The organism is Aquabacter albus (assembly GCF_040049275.1).
Taxonomy (GTDB): Bacteria; Pseudomonadota; Alphaproteobacteria; order Rhizobiales; family Xanthobacteraceae; genus Aquabacter.
The window spans coordinates 40,351-65,868 of record NZ_JBDZDT010000012.1; the positions used below are offsets into that span (position 1 = coordinate 40,351).

Genomic DNA, 25,518 nt, shown 5'->3' on the forward strand with positions numbered 1-25,518 from the left:
CTACCCTCCGAGCGCCTTGTTCATCCGCTGGAGGCGGGCCTTGCCGTCGGCTTCGGTCGCGTTCTTGCAGTTCGGCGTCTCAGCGAGCGTGCCCGCATTCTCCCGGCACTTCGCCAGCTGCGAGGCGCGCAGGGCGTCGTCGCCGAGGTAGTCACTGACGGTGCGGGTCCCCTCCCCTGGCTCAGAGCACCCGGCGAGAGGAAGCATCAGGAACAGGGCCAGGATCCTCCTCATGGCAGCGCCGCCCTCATCGTATCGACGCGCCGGCGCCAGTCCTCGGCCTTGCGCTGGTCGTTCACCTGGGCCTGGGCCTGCTGCACCATGCGCAGGCCCTGCATGCGCACCACATCGATCTGAAGGAAGGCCGCTTCCGCCTGAAGCCGGGCCTGCAGGTCGGCCACGTCCTTCGAGGTGCCGGCCGACGAGATCTGCTGCCGGAGCTGATCGATTCCGTCGATCCGCTTCGTGGCGGCATCGTAAATCTGCTGGCCAAGGCTCATCTGGCCGGCGTTCTTGTTCTGGATCCGCGACAGCTCCTGGGCGTAGAAGTCGTTGGCGCTGGTCTGATAGGTGGAATTGGCCTGCAGGAACTTCGAGGCGGAATCCCCGAAGGCGCCCGAGCCCGCACCGCTCAGCAGGCTTTCGATCGCATTGAAGTCCTGGGGCAGCGCCTTGCGGATCGTGGGGTCGTTGAGAACGCTCGCGACGTCCGCCATGTTCGTCAGCTTGTTCAACGAGCCATAGAGCTGCTGCGCCTGCTGGAGCTGCTGGTTCAAGGTGTCGAGCTGGGATTTGAGCTGCGCGATGCTCTCCAGCTGCTTGGCAAGGGCTGCCTGATCGATCACGGGGATGCCCTGCGCCTGGGCCGCGCCGGAGGAGATGAGAAGTGCGGCCGCGGCCGCCAGCAGCATGGTGCGTGTGGACATCAGCCGACACTCCTTCTTTTCTGGAACAGGGCAAGCCAGTCCTCGTGGCCGGTGCTGACTTCGGCGCGGATCGCATCCGCAAGCTCGACATTGGCAGTGCGGCCGGAGAGGACGGCGAGTTCGTCATCGAAGCCGGTGAGGTTCAGCTCGGCGACGACGCTGTTGTGCCCCTGCTTGACGATGAAGCGACGGCTCTCAGGAGACAGCTCGCGCGCGATGAGCTGATATTCCCGCTCGGTGAGCTTGAACCCCTCCACATAGTCGGCGTGGTTGCCGCGTGGGTTCGGCATGAAGATCTGCGTTGGGCACTGCTCGATGATCGTATGGGCGATCGGCGAGGCGATGGCGTCGCGCGGGCTCTGAGTCGCGAACAACATGAGGCCGCCTTGCTTTCGGATCGTCTTGAGCTTGTTCTGGGCGAGGTCGCGAAAGCCCTCGTCGAGCAGGGCCTTCCAGAACTCATCGATGACAATGACGATGCGGCGGCCGTCGATCAGCTGCTCCACTCGGTGGAACAGGTAGGACATGAGCGGGGTGCGGATCTCTTCGTTGTCGAGGAAGTCCGTCATGTCGTAGCCGAGGAACTTGGCACCGATGCCGATGTCGTCGGTCTCATTGTCGAAGACCCAGCCCAACTGCCCTCCCCTCTCCCACCGGCGAAGCCGTGCGGCGATGCCTTCCGGGTCGGTGTTGTTGAGAAAGGTGCGGAGCGCGCCGATGGTGCGGCGCTGGGCCGGAAGATCCGCCAGACCGTCGATGGCGCCGGCAATGTCGCGCAGGTCGCTCACGGAAAGCTCACGCGACTTCGAGCCGACAAGCTTGGCGATCCATTGCGCCAGGAACACCTTGTTCTCGGGGGTGAGTTCGAGCCCCTTCAAAGGCGCACAGCCGGTCGGCACACCATTCTTCAGCGGCAGATATGTGCCGCCAGCGGCGCGCACGAAGAGGTCGGCGCCGCGGTCCTTGTCGAAGAACACCATATGCGGATCATGCTTCTCGAGTTGCGAGAGCATGAAGTTCAGGATGACGGTCTTGCCCGATCCCGAGGGGCCGCACACGAACGTGTTGCCGAGATCCCCGTGGTGGAAGTTGAAATAGAAGGGCGAGCCCGATGCCGTCTTGAGCATGGCGACGGCCGGACCCCATTCGTTGTCGTCCTTCTTGCCCACGGGATAGGAATGAAAGGGTGACAGCGCTGCGAAGTTGCGCGACGTGATCGCTCCAGAGCGAGCGCGGTAGCGGAAGTTGCCCGGCAGCTGTGCCCACCAGGCGGCCTCAAGGCCGAGGTCCTCACGCGCCACGACAGCTCCGCCATTGGTCAGGTGAGAACGCGCCTTCGCGAGGTTGTTGGTGAGGTCCTTCACCGATGGGGCGAAGACGGACAGCGTGAGGTGATGTTCGCCGAGCACGAAGCGGTTGGATTCCAGATCATCCAGCGCGCCATCGAGTTCCTCGATCTGCGAGTTCGCCTTGTCGCCGCCGCTCACCATCTGGTTCTGCTTGCGTCCGAGGATGATCCGGGCATCGGCCTTCGAGGCAAAAGCGAAGGACTGCGCCAGGATGAGTTCGAACGGCGTGGTGAGGATGCCGGCGAGCATGCCGGGCCTCGTCCGTGCGGGATATTCCTTGAAGCTGAACACACCCGCATAGCGGGTCTCGGCCTCGTGGCGGATCTCCACCGTCTCACGCCCGATAATGACACGGTCGGAATAGATCGCAGATGAAACCCGCCCCTCCGTGAGGGGCACCCGCTCCCGCCGGCCTCCGATGATCTGGTGCAGCACTTCGCTCGGCTCGGAAAACAGGAGGCCGTTGTGCTCGTAGAGAGAAAGCACCCGTGGCTGGAAACGCTTGAGACCGGCGCTCACGTCGGTGACCTTGTCGTGGAGCTGCTTCAGCGCTTCTTCTTCGAGCTCCCGCCCCGCTCTGCGCGCCCGGCGAAGGCGGGATAGGAGCTTTGTCATTTTCTCAACGGGATCGCGGGTTGGATACCAGAGCAGGGTCAAATAGAGGTCGTTGCGAAACAGGTCCTCCTCCACCATGCGGGCGCGATATTTTGCGTTCAGGCTCGCGGAGAAGGGATTGGCGAACGCTCCATCGGGATACTCGTTGTCGCGCCGGCGGATGATGTGGGTCCACAGTGCAAGGCGTTCATCGGCGAGATTGCGGTAGAGGGTGTTGAGGTCGCGGTGAAGACCGTTGAGGTCGAGCGGATCGGCAGTTTCGAACGACACGCCGTCGAGGGCGATCATGACCATCAGCGCCCGGGAATCGAGCGCGATCGCCGTCTCGTCCACGTGGCGGACATACGGGATGAAGGTTTCGGGCTCGAGCTCGCGGGCTTTGACGATGGCGACGCTAGGCAAGGCCGAGGTCCTTTTCGTTGTAGCGCCTCACGAGCTTGAGGGGCGTCAGCGTCGTGCCGGCCCAGAAGCCTCCGTTGCGTGAGCGGCCGCGGGTCTCGACCCACGCCAGCAGCACGCGGAACATGTTGTGGTCGTGCTTCACCAGGGCCTTGAAGATGAGGTGGAACACGATGCCGACCAGGGCGTAGGCGATCGAGCCCGCGAGGATGTAGAGCAGCGTCGTCAGGATAACGTTGATGCCCATGGCCTCCATGGTCACGCCCGCAACCATGGCCGGCCGCGTGCAGGCAAGGAACAGCGTGTCTTCCTCGAGGGACACCGTCTGCGCCATGACCGTCAGCCGCCTGAGATCGTGCTGACGAGCTCAGCGGCGCCGAAGATGATGCCGATCCCCAGCACCACGTAGGCGGCCTTGCGCAGGTCGAGATAACCGAACATCCAGGCGATGCCGACGACGATCACGGCGATCGTCGCGAGGAGCTTGGCGACGTTGCCCGTGAGCAGGGTGACGATGTTCTGAAGGACGGTCTCGATACCACCAGATGCCTGGGCAAATGCCGGCTCGGCCATCCCGATCGCGAAGACGGCTGCCATCAGCATGATGGCTACGATGGGACGTACGCGAATACTCTCACTCATTCGGCTCACTCCGATTGTTTGTTCTGGAAGACGAGGACGGAAGACATCCGCCCTGTCGCGAAGACATCCCAGGGCGCCGGTTTCGCCTCGCGCCGGGAGACGTGTGGCGTGGCAGCCGGAGGCGCTGCCGCGGCCCCCTCCCCCACTCGATCATTTGAGGCGGACGTGCTGGCCGGGTCGATTGTCAGCGAAGCCAGTGTCGGTGCGAGGCGTTTCGCCTCGGCGCGCACCTGCTTGTCGTGGCCGACCATCTCGCCGAGGGAGGCATCGCCACGGCCGTAATGGGCTTGCAGCATGACGGTGGCCGCCTCGGCTGGACGGGCACCGCCGCGGATGGGCGCCCGGTAGTAGCCGTCAAGCAATCGGGCGGTCGCCTTGAGGTTCAGGCAGGGGTCGAACGCATCGGCAACGGTGAGCGCGAGGCGGCCGAGATCATCGGCATTGATGCCGCCAAGGCCGAGATCGACGTCCTGTCGTTCCGCGATCAGCGTGCTGGCAACCTCGATCGCCTCCGCCTTGCTCTTTGGCGGATCGTGCTGGGGCGCGCCGCTATTGATGCGGATGGCAAATGGTGAGAAGCCGCTTTCGAGGCTCACGACCGCCGCGAGGATCTCGACCTGAACGGTCGGTGCGCATGTCTGCGCGAGGTCTGCGAATGCTATGGGCATAGGCTAGAACCACACCCGCTGGGTTCCGACTCCATCGATCGTCACATCGACGAAATTGGGTTGCGGCCGCAGCGTTGGAGGCATCGTCACATAGGCCATGCACTGGCTCTGCCCGCCGACGGAGACCCAACGAGGCGTCCCATTGCCGGCGCTTGCCGCGCACTGGCTCCCGTCGACGGCTTGGCGGGAACCCGACACACAGGCCGCTTCTTGCCCCTGGGGTCCGAACCGGGCGGTCAGGCGGTAGCCAGCCTCGCAAGGGTACGGTTCGTATCCAGGCCTGGAGGCCTGGAATCCGACTCCACTGCAGGTGGGAAAGGAGCGTCCTCTGGCGAGTTCGTTCCAAAGCCTCTGAACTGGAGGGACGCATTCGGCGAACTGCATGGGACCGCCTGGATTTGAAAGACAGAGAAGAACCTGGCAGCCCCAATCGTCGGCTCGCGCTTTACTGCTGGAAATGCAGTAGGATGACAGCAATACGAACGCGCAGAAAAGCGCCCTAGCAGTAGGGGAAATCATGCCCACCACCCTCCCGAAACGATCCCGGAAAGGCTTGGCGGCCACAATCTCATGCCGGGTTAACTATCATATACAGAGCAGTTAAGCCGATGCCAAGAGCACTCGACGCCGAATGGCATAACCTCTCGTTCTCGGCACTTATCCTGCGGCTGATCCTCGATAATCCGCTCGACGATGAGACGCCTCAGTCGCGGCTCAAGCAAATCGGAATGATGAGCGTTCTATATTATATGCACCAGGGTAATCAGCGCCTGACGCTAACGAATATAATTGAGTTGACGGCATTAACACGCGGCGGCGTCACAGAGACGATTGATCAGCTTGTTAGTCGTAAGATCTTGACAGAGACAATGGTGAAGAACTCGATGGGGCGTGGGCAGGCGCGCGAATTCAAGATTGCGCCGGATATCTTCAAGAGGCTCCGCAGCCTACAGGGCGGTTGATGGGTCGGGCCACACGGCGGCCGAGAGCCGGCGTCGGCTCAAACTATCGGATTTGTGATAGTATGGCGCCTGTGGTCGAGTTCGGTCAGTGCCCCGCGCTCAGGCCGAATCGCACGTAGGCAGTTCTTGGCGGGCGAGACCAAGGGTCGTCCGGACCGTGGCGCCTGTTGAGCCCTCCCCTCCGCTTCCTGCTTCGGGCTGCGCCCGAGGGACGGCTGGCAGGTCAGTGCATCTGGTCGCGCGTCCGGCATTTCCCGGGGTACGTCGCTCCTGTCTCGGTACCCGCATTTGACTGCACGTTGAAAAAACCCGCCGGCCATATATGGTTACATTAGTCATTATGGTCATCGTGAGGGAGCTCATGGCAACGCCCAGAAAGCCCGCACCCGATCAATCGGAGAGCTGGACGGTCGCCGATGCCAAGGCGCGTCTGTCCGAGGTCATCGAGCGGGCGCAACGCGACCCCCAGGTCATTACGCGGCACGGCAAGCCGAGCGTCGTTGTCGTTTCGGCGGAGGAATGGTCCCGCAAGACGGCGCGCAAGGGCACGCTGGCCGAGTTTCTGCTTGCTTCACCGTTGCGAGACGTCGATCTCGATCTCGAGCGCGTCCGTGATCAGCCCCGCGACCTCGACCTGTGAATGTTCTGCTCGACACCAATGTTTTGTCGGAGGTCCGGCGACCGGTGCCCGACCCCCGGGTTCTCGCTTGGCTCGATGCGATCGACGAGGACCGGACCTACATCAGCGTAGCCTCGATCGCCGAGCTCAAGCGCGGGATCGCATTAATGGACGACGGCCGTCGGCGCAGCGCGCTCTCCGATTGGCTTGCACAGGATCTCCTAGAGCGCTTCGCTGGTCGCATCCTGCCTATCGACCCCGCGATTGCCGGACGCTGGGGAGACCTGATGGTGGAGGCCCGCATGAGCGGCTTTGCGCTCTCCGTGATGGACGGTTTTTTCGCTGCCACGGCGCTCGACCGCGACCTCGTTCTGGCCACCCGCAACACTGAGGGCTTTGCACCGCTCGGCGTGTCGCTTTTCAACCCCTGGATCGACGGCAGCCAATCGAGCTGACGGCTTTCCTATACCCGACGTCGTATCGCTTGAAACCGTCCTCGTCGGGCTTCATTCGGCGTCGGCGACTTGACGCTGATCCCTGGCTTCACCCGAACGTTCCCCGCTTTTAAATTCACCTCACCCAGATCGATGACGACTATCGCCGCAACGCCCGCAGTGTGATCCAGCCGGACGGCGCTGGGATCGGCGAGCTGCAATCGTGGATGACGGAATAGGTTGCCAGGGAACGTGGCGACATCGGGGCGCCGTAGCACCGTCTAAAAGAGACCGAGCCGTAGATTACCGAATGGGGCGGCACCAGCGCGGTTGTGCTCGCGCCGACGGGTGCCGGGCCGGCCGGGTAGATGAAGATTTCGCTTGGTGGCGATACGGAGTAGCGGGTCGCGCCGATTATCGGTCTGCGGTGGCAGCCAATGGCTATGGGGAGTTCTCGAGCCGTCCCGGACTTCGCGTGAAGCCCCCTCCCCTGCTAACCGGATCGCTGGTCCCGTCTATCGCGTGCATTGTCGCGGAGACGGTGGCGAAGACCAGGGACCCGGCTTTCCCGCCAGGATGGAGGCCACAGATGCCGGCGGCATGCCAGAGGCTAAGTGGCTGGAGCCATTAGTGGATACTGTGTGGAGTGAGCGAGAGGGCAGGATAGACACCCCGCCATATTAAGTACTTGTTAATACTAAATCTCTGGACGGCACGGCAGAATCGTGGCCTACCTTTTGTCGGGCGCAGGGCGCTAAAGCGCATCGCGGCCGACAAATAGGAGCCGGAGCGACAATGGCTGCACCAGCCATGACCATCATTGAGGCGGAGGATCCGGCGGACAAGATTGTTCGTCACGCCGGCCTGCTCTCGGAGCACCTGCAGGCTCGCAGGCAGCAGATGTATCCGCCGGATGCTCAGAAGGGCCTCCGGTACTTCATGATTCATGAGGTGTCGAAGCTGACTTCGATCCCAGAATCGACTCTTAAGCTGATGTCGAATGAGGGCAAGGGCCCAGTGCCGGCACGGCTCGAGAACAACCATCGGGCCTATACGCTCGCGCAAATCAACGAGCTCCGCGAGCTATTTGCTTCCCAGCGACCCGGCGAGGCGTTGCGGTTTTTGCCCCACCGCCGTGAGGGCGAACACCTGCAGATCCTGGCCGTTGCCAATTTTAAGGGCGGCAGCGCGAAGACGACCTCCAGCGCACACCTAGCCCACTATCTTGCCCTGCACGGATATCGGGTTCTGGCGATTGATCTGGATCCCCAAGCATCGCTGTCCGCTATGTTCGGCGCGCAGCCCGAGATGGATGTTCAGCAGAACGAGACGATCTATGCGGCTCTTCGCTATGACGAACACCGTCGGCCGATCGCCGACATTATCCGGCCGACCTACTTCACCGGGATCGACCTCATCCCCGGCAATATCGAAGTCATGGAGTACGAACACGAGACGCCGCGCTTTCTGTCGAGGCGGCAGGCGGACACGGAGAGCATTTTCTTCGAACGCTTGCGTTTGGCTCTGGCGGAGGTCGAGGACAATTACGACGTCGTCGTTCTCGACACCCCCCCTTCCCTCGGATTTCTGACTCTCGGTGCCATCTACGCGTCGACAGGTCTCCTCGTCACAGTCCATCCGGCTATGCTCGACGTGATGTCTATGAGCCAGTTCCTGCTGATGATGGGGGATCTAATCTCCGTCATCCGTGACGCCGGTGCAACCATGAAGCAGGACTTCCTGCGCTACGTGGTGACACGCCATGATCCGATGGATCAGTCGCAAGTCCACGTCGTTTCGATGCTTCGGCACCTTTTTGGACAAGACGTGCTGACCTCGACCGCGGTCGAGAGTGCTGCGATCGAGACGGCGGGCCTCGCGAAGCGCACGCTCTATGAGCTGGAAGCGGGGAACATCGCGGCGTCGACGGTAAAGCGTGCTCGCGAATCGATTGATGCCGTCAACGATCAGATCCTGGACCTCATCAAGAGCAGCTGGGGACGGACGTGATGAACAAGCGCCCTATTGGGAAGTCGATACTGCAAAATTTCGGCGCTTTCTCCGATCCGGCGCCGGAAGGTGGTGCGGACAATCTCCGAGAGGGGGGCAGGCTCTCGGCAGCCCAACCGTTGCCGCGTGTAGGTGCGGGTGTAATCGGGGCGACACAGCGTTCGCTCTCGGAGTTGAGAGAAGAGCGTGATCGGCTTCGCACTATGGTGGATGCGGGCGGCGGTGCCGAGCTGGACCCGATGCTGATTGACCCCTCCCCTTTCCCGGACCGATTGCCCGACGACAGCAGCGCGGACTTTGAATCGCTGAAGGCGCTGATATCGGAGGAAGGCCAGAAGGTTCCCATTCAGGTGCGTCGTCATCCGAGTGCGGAGGGGCGCTATCAAGTCGTTTACGGGCACCGGCGTTGGCGCGCGGCATCGGAATTGGGCATTAAAGTCAAAGCGACAATTCTCGATCTGTCGGATAGCGAGCTGGTCGTCGCCCAGGGCATCGAGAATGCGGCTCGCCAGGATCTTTCCTGGATCGAGCGCTCGCTTTTTGCGTGGCGCATGGATCAGGCAGGGATCAAGACCCGCGATATTCGCGCGGCGCTTTCAATTGATGACCCCGAGCTTGCACGGTTTCGGGCAGTCACCAAGGTGCTTCCGCCAGATGTGATCGAGGCAATCGGGCGGGCACCCAAGGTGGGGCGCCCGCGCTGGATTGCTTTGGCGTCGGCAGTTGAGGAAGACAAGGCTGCGCTCTTGCGCATCCGGAAAACCTTGTCAGCTGACAAGGTTTTGGATCTGCCGTCGGACGATCGGTTCAAGAGTGCTTTGGCAGCAGTCAAGGCACCGGTAGAGCGCGCGCGCTCCGAGCTCGAACTCAAAAGCCCCAAGGGAAAGGTGGTCGGCAAGGCGACGTTCTCGGCGGGCGACATCAAGTTTTCGGTCTCGAGCGGCCATGCGCGGGCATTTGGCGCCTTCCTGGAGGAGGAGCTGCCGGGCCTGATGGAGCGGTTTTTCGCTCGAGAGGGCGATGAGTGATTTCAGGGTCGCGCGCTAGAACCTTGTCAGCTGACAAGGTTGGGCGGGACCACTGGAAATGGCGGAGGCCTCGGCTGACGTCGCTGTTAGTCGCAACAACTGAAGAGGAAGCATGAGGTAAAAAGAAAGGCCCCCGAAACAGGTGTCCCGGAAGCCCTTCTCGTTAGTGTCGCAACTCCGAGAATCTCACTTTCGCGAATCACAGTCAAGAGTCTCCGAAAGGAGATTGGCGCCGTTTCGGTGAGCGCTTTCGCTTTGCCAAAAAGCTGAAGGGCTGAACCATGACGCAGCAGCTACCCACGACGCCCTTCGGGCGGCGGTCGATGTCGCTTGGCCTGTTGGCCAGCCAAGTGGCAGCTCAGGCCGTCGCGCCCGATGTGGTGGTTCACAAATGGAAGGTCTTCCAGCATATCCGGGAGGCGAGGGAAGCAATCGGCGCGACCGACCGCGCGCTCGCGATCCTCACCGCGTTACTATCGTTCCACCAGGAGACGACGATGTGCGCAGATGGAGATCTCGTCGTCTTTCCGTCCAATGCGCAGCTCAGCGACCGCGCAAACGGCATGGCGCCGGCGACACTCCGCAGACATATCGCCGTCCTTGTGCATTGTGGCCTGGTCATTCGCAGAGACAGCCCGAACGGTAAGCGCTTCGCGCGCAAAGGACCGGCGGGTGAGATCGAGCAGGCCTACGGCTTCGACCTGGCGCCCATCGTGGCCCGGGCGGATGAGTTCAAAAGACTGGCGGAAACCACCCAGGCGGAGAAGAAGGCCTTCCAGGTCCTGCGCGAGCGGCTGACGATCGCGCGGCGGGACGTTGTGAAGATGATCGCCGTCGGCATCGAGGAGGGGGTCCCTGGCGACTGGCGTGGATATCGCGTGGTCTATGAGGGGCTCATGGCACGGCTGCCGCGGTCGGCGTCAAAGGCAACGGTTGAAGCCATTCTGGCTGAACTAAACGAGCTCCGCGCCCTTGTGCATAAAGTGCTGGAGAACTTCGTAAAATCACAAAATCAAAACGCCAATGAGTCTCATAATGAGCGCCACAAACAGAATTCAAACACAGACTCCAAAAATGAATCTGAACAGGGCCTACGGAAGAGTGAGAAGGCGGAGCCGGTAGCTCCCGACAACGTCCGTCCGCTCCCAGAGCGGGATCTGCCACTTGGAATCGTCCTCGAAGCCTGTCCGGAGATTGTGGCGCTGGCGCCGGGAGGTGAGATCCGAAGCTGGCGCGATCTCCTGGCGACGGCGCAGCTTGCGCGGGGCTACCTTGGGATCAGCCCGAGCGCCTATCAGGACGCCTGCGCCGCCATGGGTGAATCCCATGCGGCAACGGTCATCGCCGCGATCCTGCAGCGGGCCGAGCACATCTCGAGCCATGGGGGCTATCTGCGCAGCCTGACGAAGCGAGCGCAGGACGGGAAATTCTCGACCTGGCCGATGGTGATGGCGCTGCTGCGTGCGAAGCTGGATGCGAAAGCCGATGGGGCAGGGGGCGGCGGCGCGGTGCGGGGATCAGCGAGCCCTGGCCGCCGGATCCCCGAGGAGACGCCGTGATGCGGCCCTCGGCGCGGATGGATGGCTGCGGAACCCCGAATCCGGGTCTAAAGCCCGGCGGCTTTGGTGAGGTTCACCCGGAACCGGTCGCGCCGGCGCTGATAGCGGCGGGTCATTTCGGCCGAGGCGTGGCCAAGCTGCTTTTGGACATGGCGCTCGTCGACCTCGGCCGAGGAGGCGAGGCCGGCGCGCAGCGAATGGCCGGCGAACCTTTCCTCCCGGTCGCCTTCGCTGAGATCGCCGCGGACGCCGGCAGCGAGCGCGGTCTGCTTGACCAGTCGCGCGACCTGCCGGTCGTTGAGCCGATCGGGTCCGACGTCCTTGCCCCGGCCGGTCACGCGGCGGAACAGCGGGCCATGGCCGATCTTCGCGAGCTTGAGCCAGGTCTCGAGCGTCACGACGGGGCAGGTGGCGTCGGAGGACCCGCGGCCAACTTCGATTTCGCGCCAGCCGGTCTTGCCACGGAGCGTGACGAGAAGCCCCTTGTCGAGGACCTCGACCCAGCCACGGCCGTCCTCGGTGTGATCCCGGCCGACATCGAGCCCGACGACCTCGGAGCGCCGCAGGCCGCCGGCGAAGCCGAGCAGCAGCATGGCCCGGTCGCGCAGGCCGCGGAGCGTGCCGCGGTCGAGCGTCTCCAGCATGGCGACGAGGTCTTCAGGAAGGACGGCCTCCTTCTGCCGGGGAGGGGAAGCATGGGTGTTGCGGATGCCGGCGAGCACGGTGGCGATGTGGCGATCGCTGCGGTCGAGCGGCGTGCCGCGCTGGGTGTAGTTCCAGGAGATGGCCGACAGCCGGCGCTCGATGGTCGAGACTGCGTGCGGCTTGTCGCCCGGGATGACGGCGCCAGACGCGCAGGCGGTGATGTAAAGCCCGACGACCTCGGGGGACGGAGGGAGGACCTCCAGAGCTTGCCGCCGGCACCAGGCGGAAAAATGCTTCCAGTCGGAGGCATAGGCCCTGCGGGTGTTCGCCGAGCTCGCCGCCTCGATATACTCCCGCGCCCGTTCGGTGAGGCGCTCGAGATGCGCCGGCACTGCGGCTTGCACCGGATTCACCGGTTCGGGGAGGGCAGGGGAGGGGGGTGTGATCGGGTTTCCCTCTCGCAGCTCCGGTTCGGTCTCGACCGTCATTATTCGAGATCCCACGGATTGATCACCGACGCGCCGGTATCCTCGAAATCCGCTACGTTGCGGGTGGCGACGATGAGGTCGTGGACGATGGCCGTCGCCGCGATCAGCCCGTCGATGTCACCGCGTGGCCGAAGCGCGGCGATCCGCCCCCACTCGACGGCGATCTGGTCGGTGACCGGCAGGATCCGATCGGCATGATCATGGCGCAGCTTGCGCAGCCACTCGGCGAGGTGGCCAGCGGTCTTCGGGTCGGATTTCTGTTTCAGCGCGATCCCGCGCATAATCTCGCCGAGGGTAAGGGCGCTGAGGTGGACGCTGAGCGGGTCGATTGCGCGCAGCCACGAGACCGCCGCCGGCGTGCCGCGCCGGGCCTCGGAGACCACGTTGGTGTCCACGAGGTACATCAGAAGGCCACATCACGGCTGGGGCGCACGGCCCGCTGTGTCACCGTCTCGGCGAGCGCATCGTCCCACGCCGGTCCTGACAGCAGATCGTCGACCAGCGTCGGCCGGCCGGCCCGCAGCGCGTCATAGTCGGCGGCCGAGAGCACGACGGCCGCGCGCTCGCCGCGCAGGGTGACGACCTGCGGGCCCTCGGCGCGGGCTTTCTGCACCACCTTAGAGAACTGGTTCTTGGCATCCTGCAGCGGCCACTCCATGCGCACACCTTTCTAGCTAGACTGTCTAGCTATATAAGATCCGACTCCGACACGTCAATGCGCCGATTTCCGTGCCCCGGGAGGGGTGTTTTTGCTGCATCCGCGGCGCTCTTCCATATAAAGGTGAAAAACGTCCGATAATGCAAGATTATCGGACGTTCTTTTCTTCCGACATGGCGTGCGGTTAAGTTGAACTCCGGTAGCTAAAACCGCACGACGCGGTTAGGCTCGGCACATGGATCTCGCGCCGATTCCCCACTCTAAAGCACCTCAGAGAGTGCCGGCCGTCCCCAGCTGGGCGGTCCCGCGCGGCCCGGTACCGGACCCGGTCGAGGCCGCGTTTCTCGCCGGCGCGGCGTTGAATGCGTTGGACAATCTGGTGCGCGCGGACCCCACCTGGGCCGGCGCCTGGCGCGCCCGGCTGGCCCTCCAATGCGCCGTCGTGGCCGGCCGCCAAGCCGGTCGATCGGAAGACGAGAACGCGCTCCGCGACGCCTGGGTTCTGTGCGCGCCGGGCGACGATCCCGGGCCGGCCGGTCGCCTGCTGGTCGCGTGGCGTCGGCTCGCGGAGCGTTCGCCAGGCGTCGACACCGTGGCGCTCCAGTCGGTGTGTGCGCTGCTGGGCGTCAGCTGGGGCGCTCGGTTGGCTGCTCTCCCGGTGGAGATCGAGCGACTGCTTGCCGGCAGCCGGCCGGCGCCGCTGGCGGCCGCTGCGATCGTCCGCGCCGTCGATGCCGCGCAGCCGGGCGCCCCGCTGCTCGGCTGGTGGCTCGCCGACCAGGTGCTGGCGCTGCGACTGCGCTGGCCGCTGCCGGTGCCGCTGCTGATGGCGAACGCCGGCGGTGTGCGCCGGGCGGGGCGGGGAGGGGAGCTTCCTCCGAACGCGGACGGTCTCGACGCCACGGTCTGCGTCGCCGCTGCGCAGGGTGCCGTCCGCGCCTGCCGGCTGGCCGCCGAGATCGCGCCGCGCGCCGCCCGGCTGGAAGCCGTGGTGCCCAAGCTGCGTGCCAAGGGCGCTGGCGACGCGGTGCGGCGGCTGCTGGACGACGACGTCGTGCCCGGCACCCTGCAGACCGACGCGCTGTCGCGCTGGGCGGCACGGCGGCTGTTCGACCGCCTGGTCGCGCTCGGCGCGGTGCGCGAGCTGTCCGGCCGGCCGCAGTTCAAGCTGTTCGGGCTGTGACATGGCCCGCCGCCCGCGCGCATCCGAACCCTTCGACACCGAGCTGGCGCACCTGCCGCCGGAACTGCGCTGGCGCGAATGGATGGGCCGGGTGGAAGCGGTGATCTTCGCCGCGCCCGCGCCGGTGACACGCGAGGTGTTGGCCCGCGTCGTCGGCCGCGAGTGCAGCCTCGACCTCCTCATCGACGACCTTCGTGCCGAATTGCGCGGCCGGCCCTACGAATTGGTGGCGGTCGCCGGCGGTTGGCAGCACCGCACCAGGAAGGGGTTTGCGGAAGCGATCCAAGTGGCGACGGGGCTTGGCACCGCCGATCCCAAGCCGCTGTCCAAGTCCGAGCAACTGGTGCTGCTGGCGATCGCCTACTTCCAGCCGATCACCCGCGGCGAGCTCGGCCAGTTCTTCGGCAAGGAGATTTCCCGCGACACCATCGGCCATCTGCGCGGCCTCGACTTCATCGCCGCCGGGCCGCGCAGTCCGGTGCCGGGGGCGCCCTACACCTACGTGACGACGAAAGAGTTTTTGAGCCACTTCGGCTTCGACACCCTGCGTGACCTGCCGGATATGGCGGCGCTTGAGGATGCCGGCTTGCTCAGCAAGGAGCGGGCGCTGGCGGGGGATCTTTTGCCCTTCGGACTTGCGGTGGAAGAAGAGGCGGACGACGCCGCGTTCGACCGCGCCGATGAGCCGGCGGACACGGACGAGGCCTGAGAGGAAGACAGCCCACGGCCTTTGCCAAAAACACCCACGCAGGGTTGAAGACGCGGACGGCTCACGGCTTTGCCAAAGAGATCTCTCCCAGGACCGCTAGGTGCCCTCTCGAAGTTTTTTCGTCCCTACGAGATAAATCTAAAATGGAGCTTTGGCTCCCGCCCTTGGCTGTCGGACAAAGCTGTTCGCCGGTTCCGGCACATGGCCGGCCTAGCGTCTCGATCGCCAAGGGAGCGGCCCCGGGAACGGTTCGCGAGGGCAAGCCAAATGGTGCCTGAGAATAGGTAGCGTCGACATCGCGTGTGAGTGGTCTGCAAGGTGAGCCTGCTCCCGCGGATCGACGATGGGATTTTTACCCTCCTGCGATACGGCGAGGCGGAGCGGGCGCTTCGCGAGCTCGAAGCATCCCCATAAATATGACCGGACCGGCCACGTGATGAGCGAGCTGCGGCTTTAGGGAGCCATTGGCCCGCGCGCATCCCCGCAGCGTCTATTTCAACAGCACCGGTCCGGCATCGATTCGAATGCGGAACAGCACGTACGGCTTCTCGCGCAAGTCCTCGCCTTGATGGAACTGCGGCTGTCGGTGCAACTGATTGGCGGTGAAGTACAGATAACCGTTCGCAGCGACGGAGAGCGTGTCGGGCCACAGGATGCGCGGGTCATGGGCGATGGTCGTCCATTCACCGTCCGTATTCCGGCGCCTGATGCTGTTGCGTTCATAGTCACCGGCATAGATGCGGCCCCGGTCATCCGCCTCGAGCCCGTCGGAAGCCCCCTTCTCGCCGAGATCGATGACAGCGGAAGCGATCGTTTTGTCCGGTATGGAGCGGTCCAAGAGGAGCGCCGTGGGAACGGAATAGAGGTGTCGGCTCGAAAGGGGGCAGTAATAGAGCGTCTCGCCATCGGCCGAGAGGGCGATGCCGTCGGAGGCAACGGTCAGCGAGCTTGGCTGCTTGCCCTTGTCCCGGATCGCGAAGCGCTCACCTTCCACGACGGGAATGAACTGAGCGTCCGGGGAGGTTGAACGATCGCCGCTGAGCTTTCGCCAACTCTCGCCGCTGTCGAGATCCACGACGATAATGCCGCCTGGGCCGCTGATGGAGGAGTCGGTGATGTACGCGACGCCGGCCTTGCCCTTGCGCAGGTCGAAACGCACGTCGTTCACGTAGGTCGTCGGGAGGATGGCAGGACCCGAAAGGACAATCGTGCGGCTCACCTTGTCGGTCGCAAGGTCGACGGCGACCAGCTTGACGGCGCCCTCAACTGGCCTGGCAAAGCCAGGCGCAGCCGTGTCGAGCAGCCACAAACGGTTCGCCGGATCAACAACGACGCTCTGGACGCTGCTCAGTGTCTTATCGGGCCTTGCTGGATCGAAGACGTTGATCGCCGCATCGGGATACGCGACGGCCTTGCCGCCCCGAAGCTCGGCAACGGTAAACGGCACGTCATCCCCCCAACGGGGATAGTTGACGAAGATGCGCCCATCAGCGGCGACGCTCACACCCGTCGGCATGGCGTCATAGAATTCAGATACCGGCTCGATGTGGCCGATGGTCCGATCGCTTGCGTAAGCGGGGGTGTTGCCGGCCGATATATTCGCTTTCATGCCGTCGTCTCCTCGGGTTTGAGATAGTGCCGGGCGGAAACTGAGGCTCATCGGAACCGTCGACACGAGTGCCGACAGGATCATGCTACGCCTGGAAAAGGGCATGGGCGACTCCGGGTTAGGATGCGAGCGGCGGGTGATCCGCCAGCGCTGCGAGCACGGCGTCGCGGCCGGCTTCCGCTACAGCGATGTCCTGCTCCGTCGTGCCGGAGCCGACACCGACGGCACCAACAACGCATCCCTCATGGACGATCGGCAGACCGCCGCCGAGATTGACGATCGCATCCCGGCTGGCGACGCCAAGATTGACGCCGAACTCGAAGGGAATGGTGCCGCTCGGCGTCCCGAGAGCGGCGGCGGTGGCGGCCTTGGCGATCGCCGGATCCCGCGCCAGCACGGCCGCCCCTTCGACGCGCGCATAGGCGAGAAGCTGACCCGCGGCGTCGACAATGGCGATACATTCCGGCGCGCCGATCTCCCGGCATTTCGCGACGGCGGCGGAAACGCCGATCAGAGCCGCCGCGTAGGTTAGCTGTCGGGTCGTTTGCAGCAGTTCACCAGTTTCCATCCGGCAGCACCTCTGATCGAGAACATCGCCGTGCAGCAATGGACACTGGCATCGGCGGCGTTGGAGCGTGATCGCATACACAACGCGTCAACAATGACATCGTATATGTGCAAACGCGCTGCCCGAAGAGCAGGACAACAACGCCTCAAATCATATGATCGAAAGTCGCTGCATTCGAAAACGCATAGTATTAATAACAGCAATCGGGCGTACGAATTAATGATGCCGTATCCCATTGGGCGAGCCGCAGGGCATCGGGCCCCAATTGCAGGGAGGAGCCCATAACCGCCATAGCGTTTAGTGCCATCGCAGTAGGGTCGCGTAGTCCGACTGGGCTCTCGACGTGGACAGGCTCTCGGTCAGATAAGACAGCAGCGGCCGCACCAGGTCAGACTGCGCCGTTTCCTCGCCCAGGAGAACGATCTCGGTCGTCGGCAGGGGCGGCCAGTGCTCAGGCGACTGCAGGACCTGCATGCCATCCTGCACGAATGAGCGTCCGAGCACGGTGACTCCGATCCCGCCCGCGACGGCCGCCTGGACGCCCATGAGGCTCGAGGCCGTGCATGCGGCGAACCACTCCCGCCGTGCCTCATCCAGCACACGCACCATGACCTCGCGATAGGTGCAGGGCGGCGCCAGCAGGACGAGGGGCACGGGTTGAGAGATGTCCGGCATGAAGTCGGCTGCCGCCATCCACACCAGCGGTTCGCGCCAGATCACCCGTCCGCGCTGGGCCCGCCCGTCCTTCTTGGCGATGACAACGTCGAGCCCCTGCGCGTCGTAGGCGTCGAGCAGGTCACAGCTCAGCCCGGTCTTCAGCTCCAGTTGGACCTGTGGGTAGAGCCGCCGGAAACGCGCCAACACGGCCGGGAGTTGCCTCGGGATAAAATCCTCCGAAACGCCGAGCCGCAGGCTCCCCATCGGCGCCGGGTCCAGCAGACCGCGCATTGTCAGGTCGTTGAGTTCGAGCATTCGCCTTGCGGAAACAAGGAAGGTCTCGCCATCACGCGTCAAGCTCAGCGAGCGGCTGGTACGCTCGAACAAGCGCCGCCCCAGCACCTCCTCCAGACGAAATATCTTCTGGCTCACTGCCGACTGTGAGCGGCCCACCACTTCGGCGGCCGCGGTGAAGCTGCCCGTCTCTGCGACCGCCACGAAGGCGCGCAGCAGATCGATCTCAAGATCGGGATAGCGCATGGGTGCACCCATTTCTCCAGCGAAGCAATCTAGCTGAGATGCAAATTGCTGCTATTTGAACAATGCGTTTCTCTTATGGATAATCCGCCCCTAGCTTCCTGGCGTCAATAGAAACGGCAGGAGCGATCGATGCAGGCTCAAGTTCTCATAGCCCATGGTGGCCCGGAGAATTTTGAGCTCCGGCAGGTGGCAAGGCCCATCATCCGGCCCGGAACGCTGCTCGTGCGGATTGCCGCGGCGGCGATTAATAGGATCGATGTGCGGATCCGCGAGGGCCTGCCGATCGGGCCGGAACTACCCGCCATACTCGGGTCGGATTTTGCCGGCGAGGTGGTCGCTGTCGGCGAGGGCGTGGCCGACTTCCGTCCCGGTGACGAGGTCTACGGCTTTGCCGGCGGCGTGAAGGGTCAGGACGGCGGCGCGCTCGCAGAATGTATCCTGGCCGATGCTCGCCTTGTTGCGCCCAGGCCCCGCAATCTCTCCATGCGCGAGGCCGCGGCCTTGCCGCTCGTCTCGATCACCGCCTGGGATGCCTTGGATCGCGCCGCGGCGACGGACCGGGACCATGTGCTGGTCCATGGGGGCGTGGGTGGTGTGGGACATGTCGGCGTTCAGCTTGCCAAGGCACGCGGCGCGCGCGTCGCCACAACCGTCCCGTCGGAGGAGGCAGCCGAGCTCGCGCGCTCGCTCGGAGCTGACGAGACGATCGACTTTACCCGCGAGCAGGTCGCGAAATACGTCGAGCGCCTCACCGGGGGGCGCGGCTTCGACGTCGTGATCGACACCGTCGGCGGTGCAAATCTGGACAAGTCCTTCGAGGCGGCCGCGCTCTATGGCCGGATTGCCGGCACGGCCGGCCGCAGCACCAACGACCTGACACCGATGCACGGCAAGTCGCTGTCGCTCAGCATCGTCTTCGTCATGATCCCGATGCTCTATGGCATCGGCCTCGAGCGTCATGGCCGCATCCTGCGCGAGCTCGGTGGACTTGTGGAGGCCGGCGGGCTGCGCCCGCTTATCGATGAACGGCGCTTCGCGCTTGATCAGGTACCGGACGCCTACCGGCACCTCGAATCCGGGCGGGCCACCGGAAAGATCCTCATCGATATCAGCTGAGATCGCCTCTTCGTGGGCGGCAAGGACACACCCATGCGTCTTCACTTCGAAGGGCCGTGCGTCGGCACGGTCGCAAACTGCACTCTGCGCGCCGCTGAGCGGCCATCATGGCCGCCGCCGCGGGCGACATCGTCGAAGATGGGCTTCGTCGCGCTCGTCGCTGCCATCGCGATCTGGGGCGCGAACTGGCCGGTGATGAAGCTCGGCTTGGAGCACATCACGCCGCTGTGGTTCTCCAGCCTGCGTTTCGCCTCGGGCGCGCTCAGCCTGCTTGCTTGGCAGGCAATGCGCGGAGAGATTCGTCTTCCGCGTCGCGGCGACGGGCCGTTCATCGCCTCGGTCGGACTGCTCCAGATGATGGCGTTCACGGCGCTCGGCGCGGCCGCGATGACACATCTGCCCGCCGGCCGCTCGGCAATGCTCTCTTATGTCACGCCCCTCTGGGTCGTGCCCGCCTCCCTACTGTTCTTCGGCGAACGGGTTTCGGGCCGGATGGTCGCGGGCGTGGCGATCTGCGCCGCGGGCGTCGCCATCCTGCTGAACCCGGCAACCATCGACTGGACCAGCGGCCGCGCTGTCGGCGCCAATGCGATGTTGCTCGTGGCCTCGCTGTGCTGGGCGCTCTGCATATTGCATCTGCGCTATTTTCGCAGCCCGTCCTCGGCATTCGAACTGGCGCCATGGCAGATGTTGCTGGCCGCCGGCCTGCTTGCCATGGGGGCCAACTACACCGAGGGGCCGTTCACCGGGGACGGCTCCATGAGCTTCTGGGCCATCCTGCTCTTCGTCGGACCTCTCGCCACGGCGTTCTGCTTCTGCGCGGTCAATGCCGCGAGCACTTGGCTGCCCGCCGGTACCATGTCCACCGCGATGCTCGGGGTGCCCGTCACCGGTGTCGCCATATCGGTGGCGTTGTTTGGCGAGCCGCTGACCATCGGGCTCGCCGCCGGTTCCCTTGCCATCCTCGCCGGCATCGCCGTTGCCGCGCTGGCTGGCTCCTCCCGATCTATCCCGAAGGCGGGGCGGCAGCCGTCCTCCCTCCCCCTCACGAGAGGCTGAGATGAAGTCGTCCCTGCTGGCCGCACTCCTCGCGAGCACCTCGTTCCTGGCCGCTCCCACGGTGTTTGCTCAACCGGCGGCGCCGGCGCTCACCGTGGTCGCCGAAAGTCCGGAGATGATCTGGAATGCCGTCGCCGTCGACCGCGGGCGCATATTCGTTGCTGGTCCTCGCTGGACCGGCTCGAAAGGACCCGCGCTCGCCTTCATCGATGGGCGAGGCCGGCCTCAGCCTTATCCGGACGACAAATGGAACGGCTGGCGGCCGGGGGCGGAGACGGTGAACGCCTTCGTCAACATCAATGCGATCCATCTGGATCGCAGCGGCAACCTCTGGGTGATCGATACGGGTTGCCCGGACTTCGGCGGTGATCCGCTGCCCGGCGCCGCCAAACTGGTGAAGATCGACCTCTCCACCAACCGCGTCGTCCGCGCCTATCCACTTGGGCCCGGGATCGCCAAGCACGGCAGCTATGTCGACGACATCCGTATCAAGGGCGACATCGGCTACCTGACCGATGCCGGCCGTCCTGGCCTGATCGTCCTCAACACCGTCACCGGCGAGGCTCGACGGGTGCTGGATGATCATTCCTCCACCACTGCGCCCACCAACCGGCCGATCATTCTCGATGGCGCCGTGCTGAAGGCACCGGACGGCTCGCCTCTGCGTGTTCACAGCGATCCGCTCGAACTCTCCCCCGACGGTGCGTGGCTTTATTTTGGCCCGCTGACGGGGCCTTGGTCGCGCATCGAGACGCGCTGGCTCGACGATCCTTCCCTGAGCCCAGCAGAACTTGCGGCGAAGGTCGAGGCCTGGGCCGACATCCCACCGGTCGGCGGCACCGCCATGGCCGCGAGCGGCGACTTTTATTTCACCGATCTCGCCGAGGACGCGCTGAAGCGGCGCGCACCCGACGGCACTGTGACGACCATCATCAGGGATCCGCGCCTTCACTGGGTGGACGCGCCTTTCATCGACGAGGCCGGCGCCATGTGGCTGCCCGTACCCCAGATGGACCGGGTGGCGCTGTTCAACGCCGGCACGCCGAAGACCCGGTGGCCGATCCAGCTTTTCCGCATCGACCTGGGACTGAAGCCATGAGCGCCCTGATTTCCAGCGCCGCCGCACCCACGCAAAGGGTGCCGGCCCCGGCGCTCACCGCGCCTCCGGCGGTCGTCGAGGCGCCGGGGCGCGGCATCATCCCGAGCGTCAGCGGCCACATGGCCGTCCTGCCGACGCTGTACGATCTAGATGAGCAGCTTGTCGAGCAGATCTCGCCGCTGGTGCAGCGGCAGTTCCTCAGCGGATCTCAAACCACCTTCGTCAGATGGATCGTGAAGAAGGGCGGGATCTTCGCACTTCATCACCACGTCTACGAGCAGATCACTTGGATCACCCAGGGGCGCTGCGAAGTCTACTCGCAGGGCAAGATGTTCGTGATGACGGCTGGGATGATCCTCGTCATTCCGCCCAACGTGCCGCATGAGTTCGTGTGCACGGAAGACACCATCGACATCGATTTCTTTGCCCCCGCCCGACAAGACTGGCTGGACGGTCGCGCCTCGGCCGCGGCGGCGGTGCCGCCGAGCGAGCCCTGAACCCTCGCGAACGGATTCCCCGCCGGCGGAGATCGGAGACACACATGCGCGCAATAGGTTACACCGGCCCAGGTCCAATCGACCGGCCGGATTCCCTCGTCGATATCGAGTTGCTGCGCCCCCGGCCCACCGGCCGCGACCTCCTCGTCGAGGTCCGCGCCATCTCGGTAAATCCGGCCGATACCAAGCTTCGTGCCAGTTCGCGTCCGCGGGCCGGCGAATGGAAGGTTCTTGGCTACGACGTCGCGGGTATCGTGGCCGAGATCGGGCCAGAGGTGACGATGTTCACCCCGGGGGACGAGGTGTTCTACGCGGGCGACATCACGCGTCCCGGCGGGAATGCGGAACTCCATCTCGTCGACGAGCGGATCGTGGGCCACAAGCCTCGCACGCTCGGCTGGGCGGAGGCGGCGGCGCTCCCCCTCACCAGCATCGCGGCATGGGAGGCGCTGTTCGACCGGCTCGATGTGAAGCGTCCCGTCCCCGGCGCGAATAGCCTCCTGATCATCGGCGGCGCCGGTGGCGTCGGCTCGATCGCGGTGCAATTGGCAAGGCGGCTCACCGACCTCGATATCATTGCCACCGCATCGCGCCAGGACACGCGCGAATGGGTTGCCGAGCTCGGCGCGCATCACGTCATCGACCACAGGAAGCCGCTCTTCGCGGAAATTAGGGCGGCCGGCCTTTCGGCGCCGGGCTTCGTTTTCTCGACCACGCACACCGACACTCACTTGCCGGAGATCACCCAGCTCATTGCGCCCGAAGGACGTCTCGCGCTGATCGACGATCCCGCGACGTTCGATATCGTGCCGCTCAAGAACAAGGCGGTGTCCATCCACTGGGAACTCATGTTCGCGCGGCCGATGTACCAGACCGCCGACATGGTCGAGCAGGCGCATCTCCTCGATGAAGTCGCCCGCCTCGTCGACGCCGGCACGATCCGGACCACCCTCGCGGAGCACTTTGGCCCCATCACTGCGGAAAACCTGAAGCGCGCCCATGCCTTCCTCGAAGGGGGGCAGGCGCGTGGGAAGGTCGTGCTCGAAGGCTTCCCGAGCTGAACCCCACCTCCATCTTCATCGAAGGGAATTCCCATTATGTTTAGGACCATGCCGCTTGTCGCCTTCGCGGCGCTCACGTTGATCGCCGCCGCGGCTCCAGCAACCATTTCATCCGCCGCCGCTCAGGCGACCGGCTCCGTCGTACTCGTCCACGGGGCATTCGGCGACGGCTCCTCCTGGGCCAAGGTCATCCCACTGCTGGAAGAGAGGAAGCTGGAAGTCATCGCCGTCCAGTTGCCGCTGACGTCGCTCGTGGATGACGTCGCCGCCACACAGCGTGCGATCGCCCGCGCGTCGGGACCTGTGACGCTGGTGGAGCACAGTTGGGGCGGCTCGGTGATCACCGAGGCGGGCACGGCGGACAAGGTCAAGACGCTCGTCTATGTCACCGCCTTTGCCAATGACGAGAACACCAATTTCCAGGAGCTGGCCGGCAAGTTCCCGCCAGCGCCGGGGCTTGCCGAGGTGGTCGCCGATAAGGACGGCTTCGCGCGTTTGAGTGCCAAGGGCATTCGCGAGTTCTTCGCCCCGCAGGCCGGCAAGGCCGAGCAGGCACTTCTGATCGCCACTCAGGGGCCGATCAAGGCGGCGAGCTTCGGCGAGAAGGTCCAGCATGCCGCCTGGATGACCAAGCCGAGCTGGTTTGTGCTGACGGCCAAGGACCAGATGATCCAGCCGGCACTTCAGGAGGCGATGGCGCAGAAGATCAAGGCGAAAGTGACGCTCATCGAGAGCGACCATGCCGCTGCGCTCAGCCATCCCAAGGAAGTGGCGGCGGCGATCATCGACGCCGCTTTGACGAAGTAAGGGATCGGCGCTGCCGAATGCCGCCGCGCGATGCCAAGGGTGCGGGACAGGCGCCAGGTCGCGCGGCAGGCGGGATTAGTCGCGCGCGATTCGCGCGATGATCACGTCGAGGAGCGCCCTCGGGCGCGGCAGCCTCCGCAGGTCCCGATGGTAGCCTATCCAGGTCTCGGGGGCGGGGGGCTGCTCGCCGAGGTCGACGAGCGCGATCCCCGGCGTGCCGTCCCCGAGCGGGCGTGGCAGCACCGCACCGAGGGCGCAGAGCCGGGCCTGCACCTCGCGGCTGTTGCTGCGGGATACGATCGTCGCGTTAGGCAGGATGCGTCTTGCCCACCCGACATCCGGCATTCCCCCGAACGCCGCGTCCATCATGACAAGGTCCGCCTCGCGCTGCGCGAGGCTGTAGATCCGAGTGTCGGTCAACAGCTCGACCGTGACCTTCGGATGGAGGCCTGCGAACTCCGCCAGCACCGGAGCGAGCAGCGTGGTCGCGAACCAGTCGGAGCAGGACAGGCGCAGAAACCCTTCGAGGCTGCCGGCGCTGCCGGCGAGCTCCCGCTGCATGGAGAGTGCCTCGTCCTCCATGCGGACGGCATGCCCGAACATCGCCTGCCCCTCGTCGGTCAGGACGAAGCCGTCTCGGGTCCGCTGGAACAAGGCGGCGCCGGTCGCTTCCTCCAGGGCGCGAAGCCGCCTGGCGCGCGCCCTCCCTGCGGGGAGACGGGATCCCGCAGCAGGCGGACCTTGTACCGGTCGTACGAGGCCTCGAGACGCTTCGGATCGGGGCCAACCCGGCAGGAGCGCTTTCATCTGCGGGCAGCCGTGACAGGCTTCGGAACGTGAGGGTGAAGTCCGCCTGTCCCTCGCGCATCGCCTCCAGGATATCCTCGACAAGCCCGGCGTCCTCGGGCTTTTCGGTGGTGAGCCCGAGCTTCGCCCGCATCCGGCGCAAGTGGGCCTCTTCGAACAGTTCCTTGAAACCGACGAGCACCTCCTGCGCAGCCGCGACCGCCCGGTCCGGTTCTCGTCGATCAGGGGCAGCAGGGCCTCGGCCAGCCGCGCCAGGTTCCAGGCTGCGACGCGGGGTTGGTTGCCGAAGGCGTAGCGGCCGAACTCGTCGATCGAACTGAACACCTTTGCCGGATCGTAGGTGTCCAGGAAGGCCCAGGGGCCGTAATCGATGGTCTCACCCGAACTCGCCATGTTGTCGGTGTTCATCACGCTGTGACGCGCTTCCCGATGTCAATGGCCGCTCCTCGAAGGCTCCTCACGATGACCCGCGGTTGCCGTCGCCCGGCTTAACCCGGACCTCATCGAGCCCGCCTGAGACGCTGGGCTTTCAAAGCGAAGCAACGCGGCAGAACGTGATTGCTCTCTCCTTCCGACCTAGTCGGCCGATTCGGGTGGGACGGAAGGCTGGCGCGGCCGCGCCGCCGGATGACGTTTCGCTCGTGCTAGCGGGAGGTCAGGGACAGCGGCAGATGGTAGTGGCCGCGGACCGCGCCGCGAGAAAGACGGGGGTTCGCAAAGGAATGCGACGACGGCCAGGGTTGTCGTTCCCCAATTGATCGTGCAGGAACACGACCGCCCCGAGCGATGAAAAAGGCGCGAAGC

General features: G+C 64.7%; 28 protein-coding genes and 1 pseudogene. 14 read left to right on the plus strand and 15 right to left on the minus strand.

What is annotated here, in order from left to right:
- Genes ABLE91_RS25535 through ABLE91_RS25565 form a run of 7 tightly spaced genes read right to left on the minus strand, consistent with a single transcriptional unit; the run spans nt 1 to nt 5,118 of the window.
- Nucleotides 1-234, minus strand: a complete 234-nt coding sequence (locus ABLE91_RS25535; protein WP_348935367.1) for an EexN family lipoprotein — start codon at nt 232-234, stop codon at nt 1-3.
- Nucleotides 231-926 carry a P-type DNA transfer protein VirB5 gene (gene virB5, locus ABLE91_RS25540; RefSeq protein ID WP_510181997.1) on the minus strand — a complete coding sequence of 232 codons (696 nt, stop codon included), beginning with the start codon at nt 924-926 and terminating at the stop codon, nt 231-233. Before virB5 ends, ABLE91_RS25535 begins: the two co-directional genes overlap by 4 nt.
- On the minus strand, nt 926-3,292 hold the full coding sequence (locus ABLE91_RS25545; RefSeq protein WP_348935368.1) for a VirB4 family type IV secretion/conjugal transfer ATPase: 2,367 nt from the start codon (nt 3,290-3,292) through the stop codon (nt 926-928). The genes virB5 and ABLE91_RS25545 overlap by 1 nt, the downstream gene beginning before the upstream one ends.
- Complete coding sequence (locus ABLE91_RS25550; protein ID WP_348935369.1) at nt 3,285-3,623, minus strand: VirB3 family type IV secretion system protein; 339 nt, start codon at nt 3,621-3,623, stop codon at nt 3,285-3,287. The genes ABLE91_RS25545 and ABLE91_RS25550 overlap by 8 nt, the downstream gene beginning before the upstream one ends.
- A gap of 5 nt (nt 3,624-3,628) precedes the next feature.
- A complete protein-coding gene (locus ABLE91_RS25555) occupies nt 3,629-3,931 on the minus strand; it encodes a TrbC/VirB2 family protein (protein ID WP_348935370.1) in 303 nt (100 codons plus the stop codon).
- 5 nt (nt 3,932-3,936) lie between these two features.
- Nucleotides 3,937-4,599, minus strand: coding sequence for a lytic transglycosylase domain-containing protein (locus ABLE91_RS25560; RefSeq protein WP_348935371.1), 663 nt, complete (start codon nt 4,597-4,599; stop codon nt 3,937-3,939).
- 3 nt (nt 4,600-4,602) lie between these two features.
- Entirely contained in the window at nt 4,603-5,118 is a 516-nt protein-coding gene (locus ABLE91_RS25565; RefSeq protein ID WP_348935372.1) for a hypothetical protein, read from the minus strand.
- A gap of 89 nt (nt 5,119-5,207) precedes the next feature.
- On the opposite strand from ABLE91_RS25565, the gene ABLE91_RS25570 reads away from it, so the two are divergent.
- From ABLE91_RS25570 to repC, 6 genes are all read left to right on the plus strand, one after another.
- Entirely contained in the window at nt 5,208-5,561 is a 354-nt protein-coding gene (locus ABLE91_RS25570; RefSeq protein WP_348935373.1) for a MarR family transcriptional regulator, read from the plus strand.
- 361 nt (nt 5,562-5,922) lie between these two features.
- Nucleotides 5,923-6,201: a type II toxin-antitoxin system Phd/YefM family antitoxin gene (locus tag ABLE91_RS25575; RefSeq protein ID WP_348935374.1), complete on the plus strand. Its 279-nt coding sequence runs from the start codon at nt 5,923-5,925 to the stop codon at nt 6,199-6,201.
- Nucleotides 6,198-6,635, plus strand: coding sequence for a type II toxin-antitoxin system VapC family toxin (locus ABLE91_RS25580; protein WP_348935375.1), 438 nt, complete (start codon nt 6,198-6,200; stop codon nt 6,633-6,635). Before ABLE91_RS25575 ends, ABLE91_RS25580 begins: the two co-directional genes overlap by 4 nt.
- 774 nt (nt 6,636-7,409) lie before the next feature.
- The gene (repA, locus tag ABLE91_RS25585; protein ID WP_510181998.1) at nt 7,410-8,624 is read left to right on the plus strand and encodes a plasmid partitioning protein RepA; all 1,215 of its coding nucleotides are present in this window, start codon (nt 7,410-7,412) and stop codon (nt 8,622-8,624) included.
- Complete coding sequence (gene repB, locus ABLE91_RS25590) at nt 8,624-9,652, plus strand: plasmid partitioning protein RepB (protein WP_348935377.1); 1,029 nt, start codon at nt 8,624-8,626, stop codon at nt 9,650-9,652. The genes repA and repB overlap by 1 nt, the downstream gene beginning before the upstream one ends.
- 281 nt (nt 9,653-9,933) lie before the next feature.
- Nucleotides 9,934-11,211 (plus strand): plasmid replication protein RepC, encoded by a 1,278-nt coding sequence (repC, locus tag ABLE91_RS25595; protein ID WP_348935378.1) that lies wholly within the window; start codon nt 9,934-9,936, stop codon nt 11,209-11,211.
- 47 nt (nt 11,212-11,258) lie between these two features.
- Here repC and ABLE91_RS25600 read toward each other — a convergent pair whose 3' ends face one another.
- From ABLE91_RS25600 to ABLE91_RS25610, 3 genes are read right to left on the minus strand one after another with little or no spacing between them, the layout of a single operon-like run.
- Nucleotides 11,259-12,344, minus strand: coding sequence for a site-specific integrase (locus ABLE91_RS25600; RefSeq protein WP_348935379.1), 1,086 nt, complete (start codon nt 12,342-12,344; stop codon nt 11,259-11,261).
- On the minus strand, nt 12,344-12,748 hold the full coding sequence (locus tag ABLE91_RS25605) for a type II toxin-antitoxin system VapC family toxin (RefSeq protein WP_348935380.1): 405 nt from the start codon (nt 12,746-12,748) through the stop codon (nt 12,344-12,346). The genes ABLE91_RS25600 and ABLE91_RS25605 overlap by 1 nt, the downstream gene beginning before the upstream one ends.
- Nucleotides 12,748-13,002: a type II toxin-antitoxin system Phd/YefM family antitoxin gene (locus ABLE91_RS25610; RefSeq protein ID WP_348935381.1), complete on the minus strand. Its 255-nt coding sequence runs from the start codon at nt 13,000-13,002 to the stop codon at nt 12,748-12,750. The genes ABLE91_RS25605 and ABLE91_RS25610 overlap by 1 nt, the downstream gene beginning before the upstream one ends.
- A gap of 235 nt (nt 13,003-13,237) precedes the next feature.
- On the opposite strand from ABLE91_RS25610, the gene ABLE91_RS25615 reads away from it, so the two are divergent.
- Both ABLE91_RS25615 and scpB read left to right on the plus strand, forming a co-directional pair.
- A complete protein-coding gene (locus ABLE91_RS25615; protein ID WP_348935382.1) occupies nt 13,238-14,185 on the plus strand; it encodes a DUF1403 family protein in 948 nt (315 codons plus the stop codon).
- Between the two features lies 1 nt (nt 14,186).
- Nucleotides 14,187-14,894 (plus strand): SMC-Scp complex subunit ScpB, encoded by a 708-nt coding sequence (gene scpB, locus ABLE91_RS25620; RefSeq protein WP_348935383.1) that lies wholly within the window; start codon nt 14,187-14,189, stop codon nt 14,892-14,894.
- A gap of 490 nt (nt 14,895-15,384) precedes the next feature.
- On the opposite strand, the gene ABLE91_RS25625 is transcribed toward scpB, so the two are convergent.
- From ABLE91_RS25625 to ABLE91_RS25635, 3 genes are all read right to left on the minus strand, one after another.
- On the minus strand, nt 15,385-16,503 hold the full coding sequence (locus ABLE91_RS25625) for an L-dopachrome tautomerase-related protein (RefSeq protein ID WP_348935384.1): 1,119 nt from the start codon (nt 16,501-16,503) through the stop codon (nt 15,385-15,387).
- Between the two features lie 118 nt (nt 16,504-16,621).
- Nucleotides 16,622-17,110 (minus strand): GlcG/HbpS family heme-binding protein, encoded by a 489-nt coding sequence (locus tag ABLE91_RS25630; protein ID WP_348935385.1) that lies wholly within the window; start codon nt 17,108-17,110, stop codon nt 16,622-16,624.
- 258 nt (nt 17,111-17,368) lie between these two features.
- A complete protein-coding gene (locus ABLE91_RS25635; RefSeq protein ID WP_348935386.1) occupies nt 17,369-18,268 on the minus strand; it encodes a LysR substrate-binding domain-containing protein in 900 nt (299 codons plus the stop codon).
- A gap of 129 nt (nt 18,269-18,397) precedes the next feature.
- Here ABLE91_RS25635 and ABLE91_RS25640 point away from each other — a divergent pair, with 129 nt between their 5' ends.
- The 6 genes from ABLE91_RS25640 to ABLE91_RS25665 all read left to right on the plus strand — a co-directional run bounded on the left by ABLE91_RS25640 (nt 18,398) and on the right by ABLE91_RS25665 (nt 23,907).
- On the plus strand, nt 18,398-19,384 hold the full coding sequence (locus ABLE91_RS25640) for a zinc-dependent alcohol dehydrogenase family protein (RefSeq protein ID WP_348935387.1): 987 nt from the start codon (nt 18,398-18,400) through the stop codon (nt 19,382-19,384).
- A gap of 138 nt (nt 19,385-19,522) precedes the next feature.
- Nucleotides 19,523-20,443, plus strand: a complete 921-nt coding sequence (locus ABLE91_RS25645) for a DMT family transporter (protein WP_348935494.1) — start codon at nt 19,523-19,525, stop codon at nt 20,441-20,443.
- Nucleotide 20,444: 1 nt separating this feature from the next.
- Nucleotides 20,445-21,542 (plus strand): L-dopachrome tautomerase-related protein, encoded by a 1,098-nt coding sequence (locus tag ABLE91_RS25650; protein ID WP_348935388.1) that lies wholly within the window; start codon nt 20,445-20,447, stop codon nt 21,540-21,542.
- A complete protein-coding gene (locus tag ABLE91_RS25655) occupies nt 21,539-22,039 on the plus strand; it encodes a cupin domain-containing protein (protein ID WP_348935389.1) in 501 nt (166 codons plus the stop codon). Before ABLE91_RS25650 ends, ABLE91_RS25655 begins: the two co-directional genes overlap by 4 nt.
- A gap of 44 nt (nt 22,040-22,083) precedes the next feature.
- A complete protein-coding gene (locus tag ABLE91_RS25660; RefSeq protein ID WP_348935390.1) occupies nt 22,084-23,100 on the plus strand; it encodes a zinc-binding alcohol dehydrogenase family protein in 1,017 nt (338 codons plus the stop codon).
- Between the two features lie 48 nt (nt 23,101-23,148).
- Nucleotides 23,149-23,907, plus strand: coding sequence for an alpha/beta fold hydrolase (locus tag ABLE91_RS25665; RefSeq protein ID WP_348935391.1), 759 nt, complete (start codon nt 23,149-23,151; stop codon nt 23,905-23,907).
- Nucleotides 23,908-23,982: 75 nt separating this feature from the next.
- Here ABLE91_RS25665 and ABLE91_RS25670 read toward each other — a convergent pair whose 3' ends face one another.
- Nucleotides 23,983-24,702: a LysR family transcriptional regulator gene (locus tag ABLE91_RS25670; protein ID WP_510182003.1), complete on the minus strand. Its 720-nt coding sequence runs from the start codon at nt 24,700-24,702 to the stop codon at nt 23,983-23,985.
- 279 nt (nt 24,703-24,981) lie between these two features.
- Nucleotides 24,982-25,122: pseudogene (locus tag ABLE91_RS28990) on the minus strand (protein adenylyltransferase SelO family protein); the annotation flags it as partial.
- Nucleotides 25,123-25,518: the final 396 nt, after the last annotated feature.

What these genes read in the sequence shown, in the direction of transcription:
- repC (WP_348935378.1), top strand. Translation starts at nt 9,934, where the DNA reads ATGACGCAGCAGCTACCCACGACGCCCTTCGGGCGGCGGTCGATGTCG.
- ABLE91_RS25645 (WP_348935494.1), top strand. Translation starts at nt 19,523, where the DNA reads ATGGGCTTCGTCGCGCTCGTCGCTGCCATCGCGATCTGGGGCGCGAAC.
- ABLE91_RS25660 (WP_348935390.1), top strand. Translation starts at nt 22,084, where the DNA reads ATGCGCGCAATAGGTTACACCGGCCCAGGTCCAATCGACCGGCCGGAT.
- ABLE91_RS25640 (WP_348935387.1), top strand. Translation starts at nt 18,398, where the DNA reads ATGCAGGCTCAAGTTCTCATAGCCCATGGTGGCCCGGAGAATTTTGAG.
- ABLE91_RS25550 (WP_348935369.1), bottom strand. Translation starts at nt 3,623, where the DNA reads ATGGCGCAGACGGTGTCCCTCGAGGAAGACACGCTGTTCCTTGCCTGC.
- ABLE91_RS25665 (WP_348935391.1), top strand. Translation starts at nt 23,149, where the DNA reads ATGCCGCTTGTCGCCTTCGCGGCGCTCACGTTGATCGCCGCCGCGGCT.
- ABLE91_RS25575 (WP_348935374.1), top strand. Translation starts at nt 5,923, where the DNA reads ATGGCAACGCCCAGAAAGCCCGCACCCGATCAATCGGAGAGCTGGACG.
- ABLE91_RS25565 (WP_348935372.1), bottom strand. Translation starts at nt 5,118, where the DNA reads ATGATTTCCCCTACTGCTAGGGCGCTTTTCTGCGCGTTCGTATTGCTG.
- ABLE91_RS25655 (WP_348935389.1), top strand. Translation starts at nt 21,539, where the DNA reads ATGAGCGCCCTGATTTCCAGCGCCGCCGCACCCACGCAAAGGGTGCCG.
- repB (WP_348935377.1), top strand. Translation starts at nt 8,624, where the DNA reads ATGAACAAGCGCCCTATTGGGAAGTCGATACTGCAAAATTTCGGCGCT.
- ABLE91_RS25610 (WP_348935381.1), bottom strand. Translation starts at nt 13,002, where the DNA reads ATGGAGTGGCCGCTGCAGGATGCCAAGAACCAGTTCTCTAAGGTGGTG.
- ABLE91_RS25650 (WP_348935388.1), top strand. Translation starts at nt 20,445, where the DNA reads ATGAAGTCGTCCCTGCTGGCCGCACTCCTCGCGAGCACCTCGTTCCTG.
- ABLE91_RS25600 (WP_348935379.1), bottom strand. Translation starts at nt 12,344, where the DNA reads ATGACGGTCGAGACCGAACCGGAGCTGCGAGAGGGAAACCCGATCACA.
- ABLE91_RS25625 (WP_348935384.1), bottom strand. Translation starts at nt 16,503, where the DNA reads ATGAAAGCGAATATATCGGCCGGCAACACCCCCGCTTACGCAAGCGAT.
- ABLE91_RS25615 (WP_348935382.1), top strand. Translation starts at nt 13,238, where the DNA reads ATGGATCTCGCGCCGATTCCCCACTCTAAAGCACCTCAGAGAGTGCCG.
- ABLE91_RS25535 (WP_348935367.1), bottom strand. Translation starts at nt 234, where the DNA reads ATGAGGAGGATCCTGGCCCTGTTCCTGATGCTTCCTCTCGCCGGGTGC.
- scpB (WP_348935383.1), top strand. Translation starts at nt 14,187, where the DNA reads ATGGCCCGCCGCCCGCGCGCATCCGAACCCTTCGACACCGAGCTGGCG.
- ABLE91_RS25605 (WP_348935380.1), bottom strand. Translation starts at nt 12,748, where the DNA reads ATGTACCTCGTGGACACCAACGTGGTCTCCGAGGCCCGGCGCGGCACG.
- repA (WP_510181998.1), top strand. Translation starts at nt 7,410, where the DNA reads ATGGCTGCACCAGCCATGACCATCATTGAGGCGGAGGATCCGGCGGAC.
- virB5 (WP_510181997.1), bottom strand. Translation starts at nt 926, where the DNA reads ATGTCCACACGCACCATGCTGCTGGCGGCCGCGGCCGCACTTCTCATC.
- ABLE91_RS25555 (WP_348935370.1), bottom strand. Translation starts at nt 3,931, where the DNA reads ATGAGTGAGAGTATTCGCGTACGTCCCATCGTAGCCATCATGCTGATG.
- ABLE91_RS25570 (WP_348935373.1), top strand. Translation starts at nt 5,208, where the DNA reads ATGCCAAGAGCACTCGACGCCGAATGGCATAACCTCTCGTTCTCGGCA.
- ABLE91_RS25635 (WP_348935386.1), bottom strand. Translation starts at nt 18,268, where the DNA reads ATGCGCTATCCCGATCTTGAGATCGATCTGCTGCGCGCCTTCGTGGCG.
- ABLE91_RS25560 (WP_348935371.1), bottom strand. Translation starts at nt 4,599, where the DNA reads ATGCCCATAGCATTCGCAGACCTCGCGCAGACATGCGCACCGACCGTT.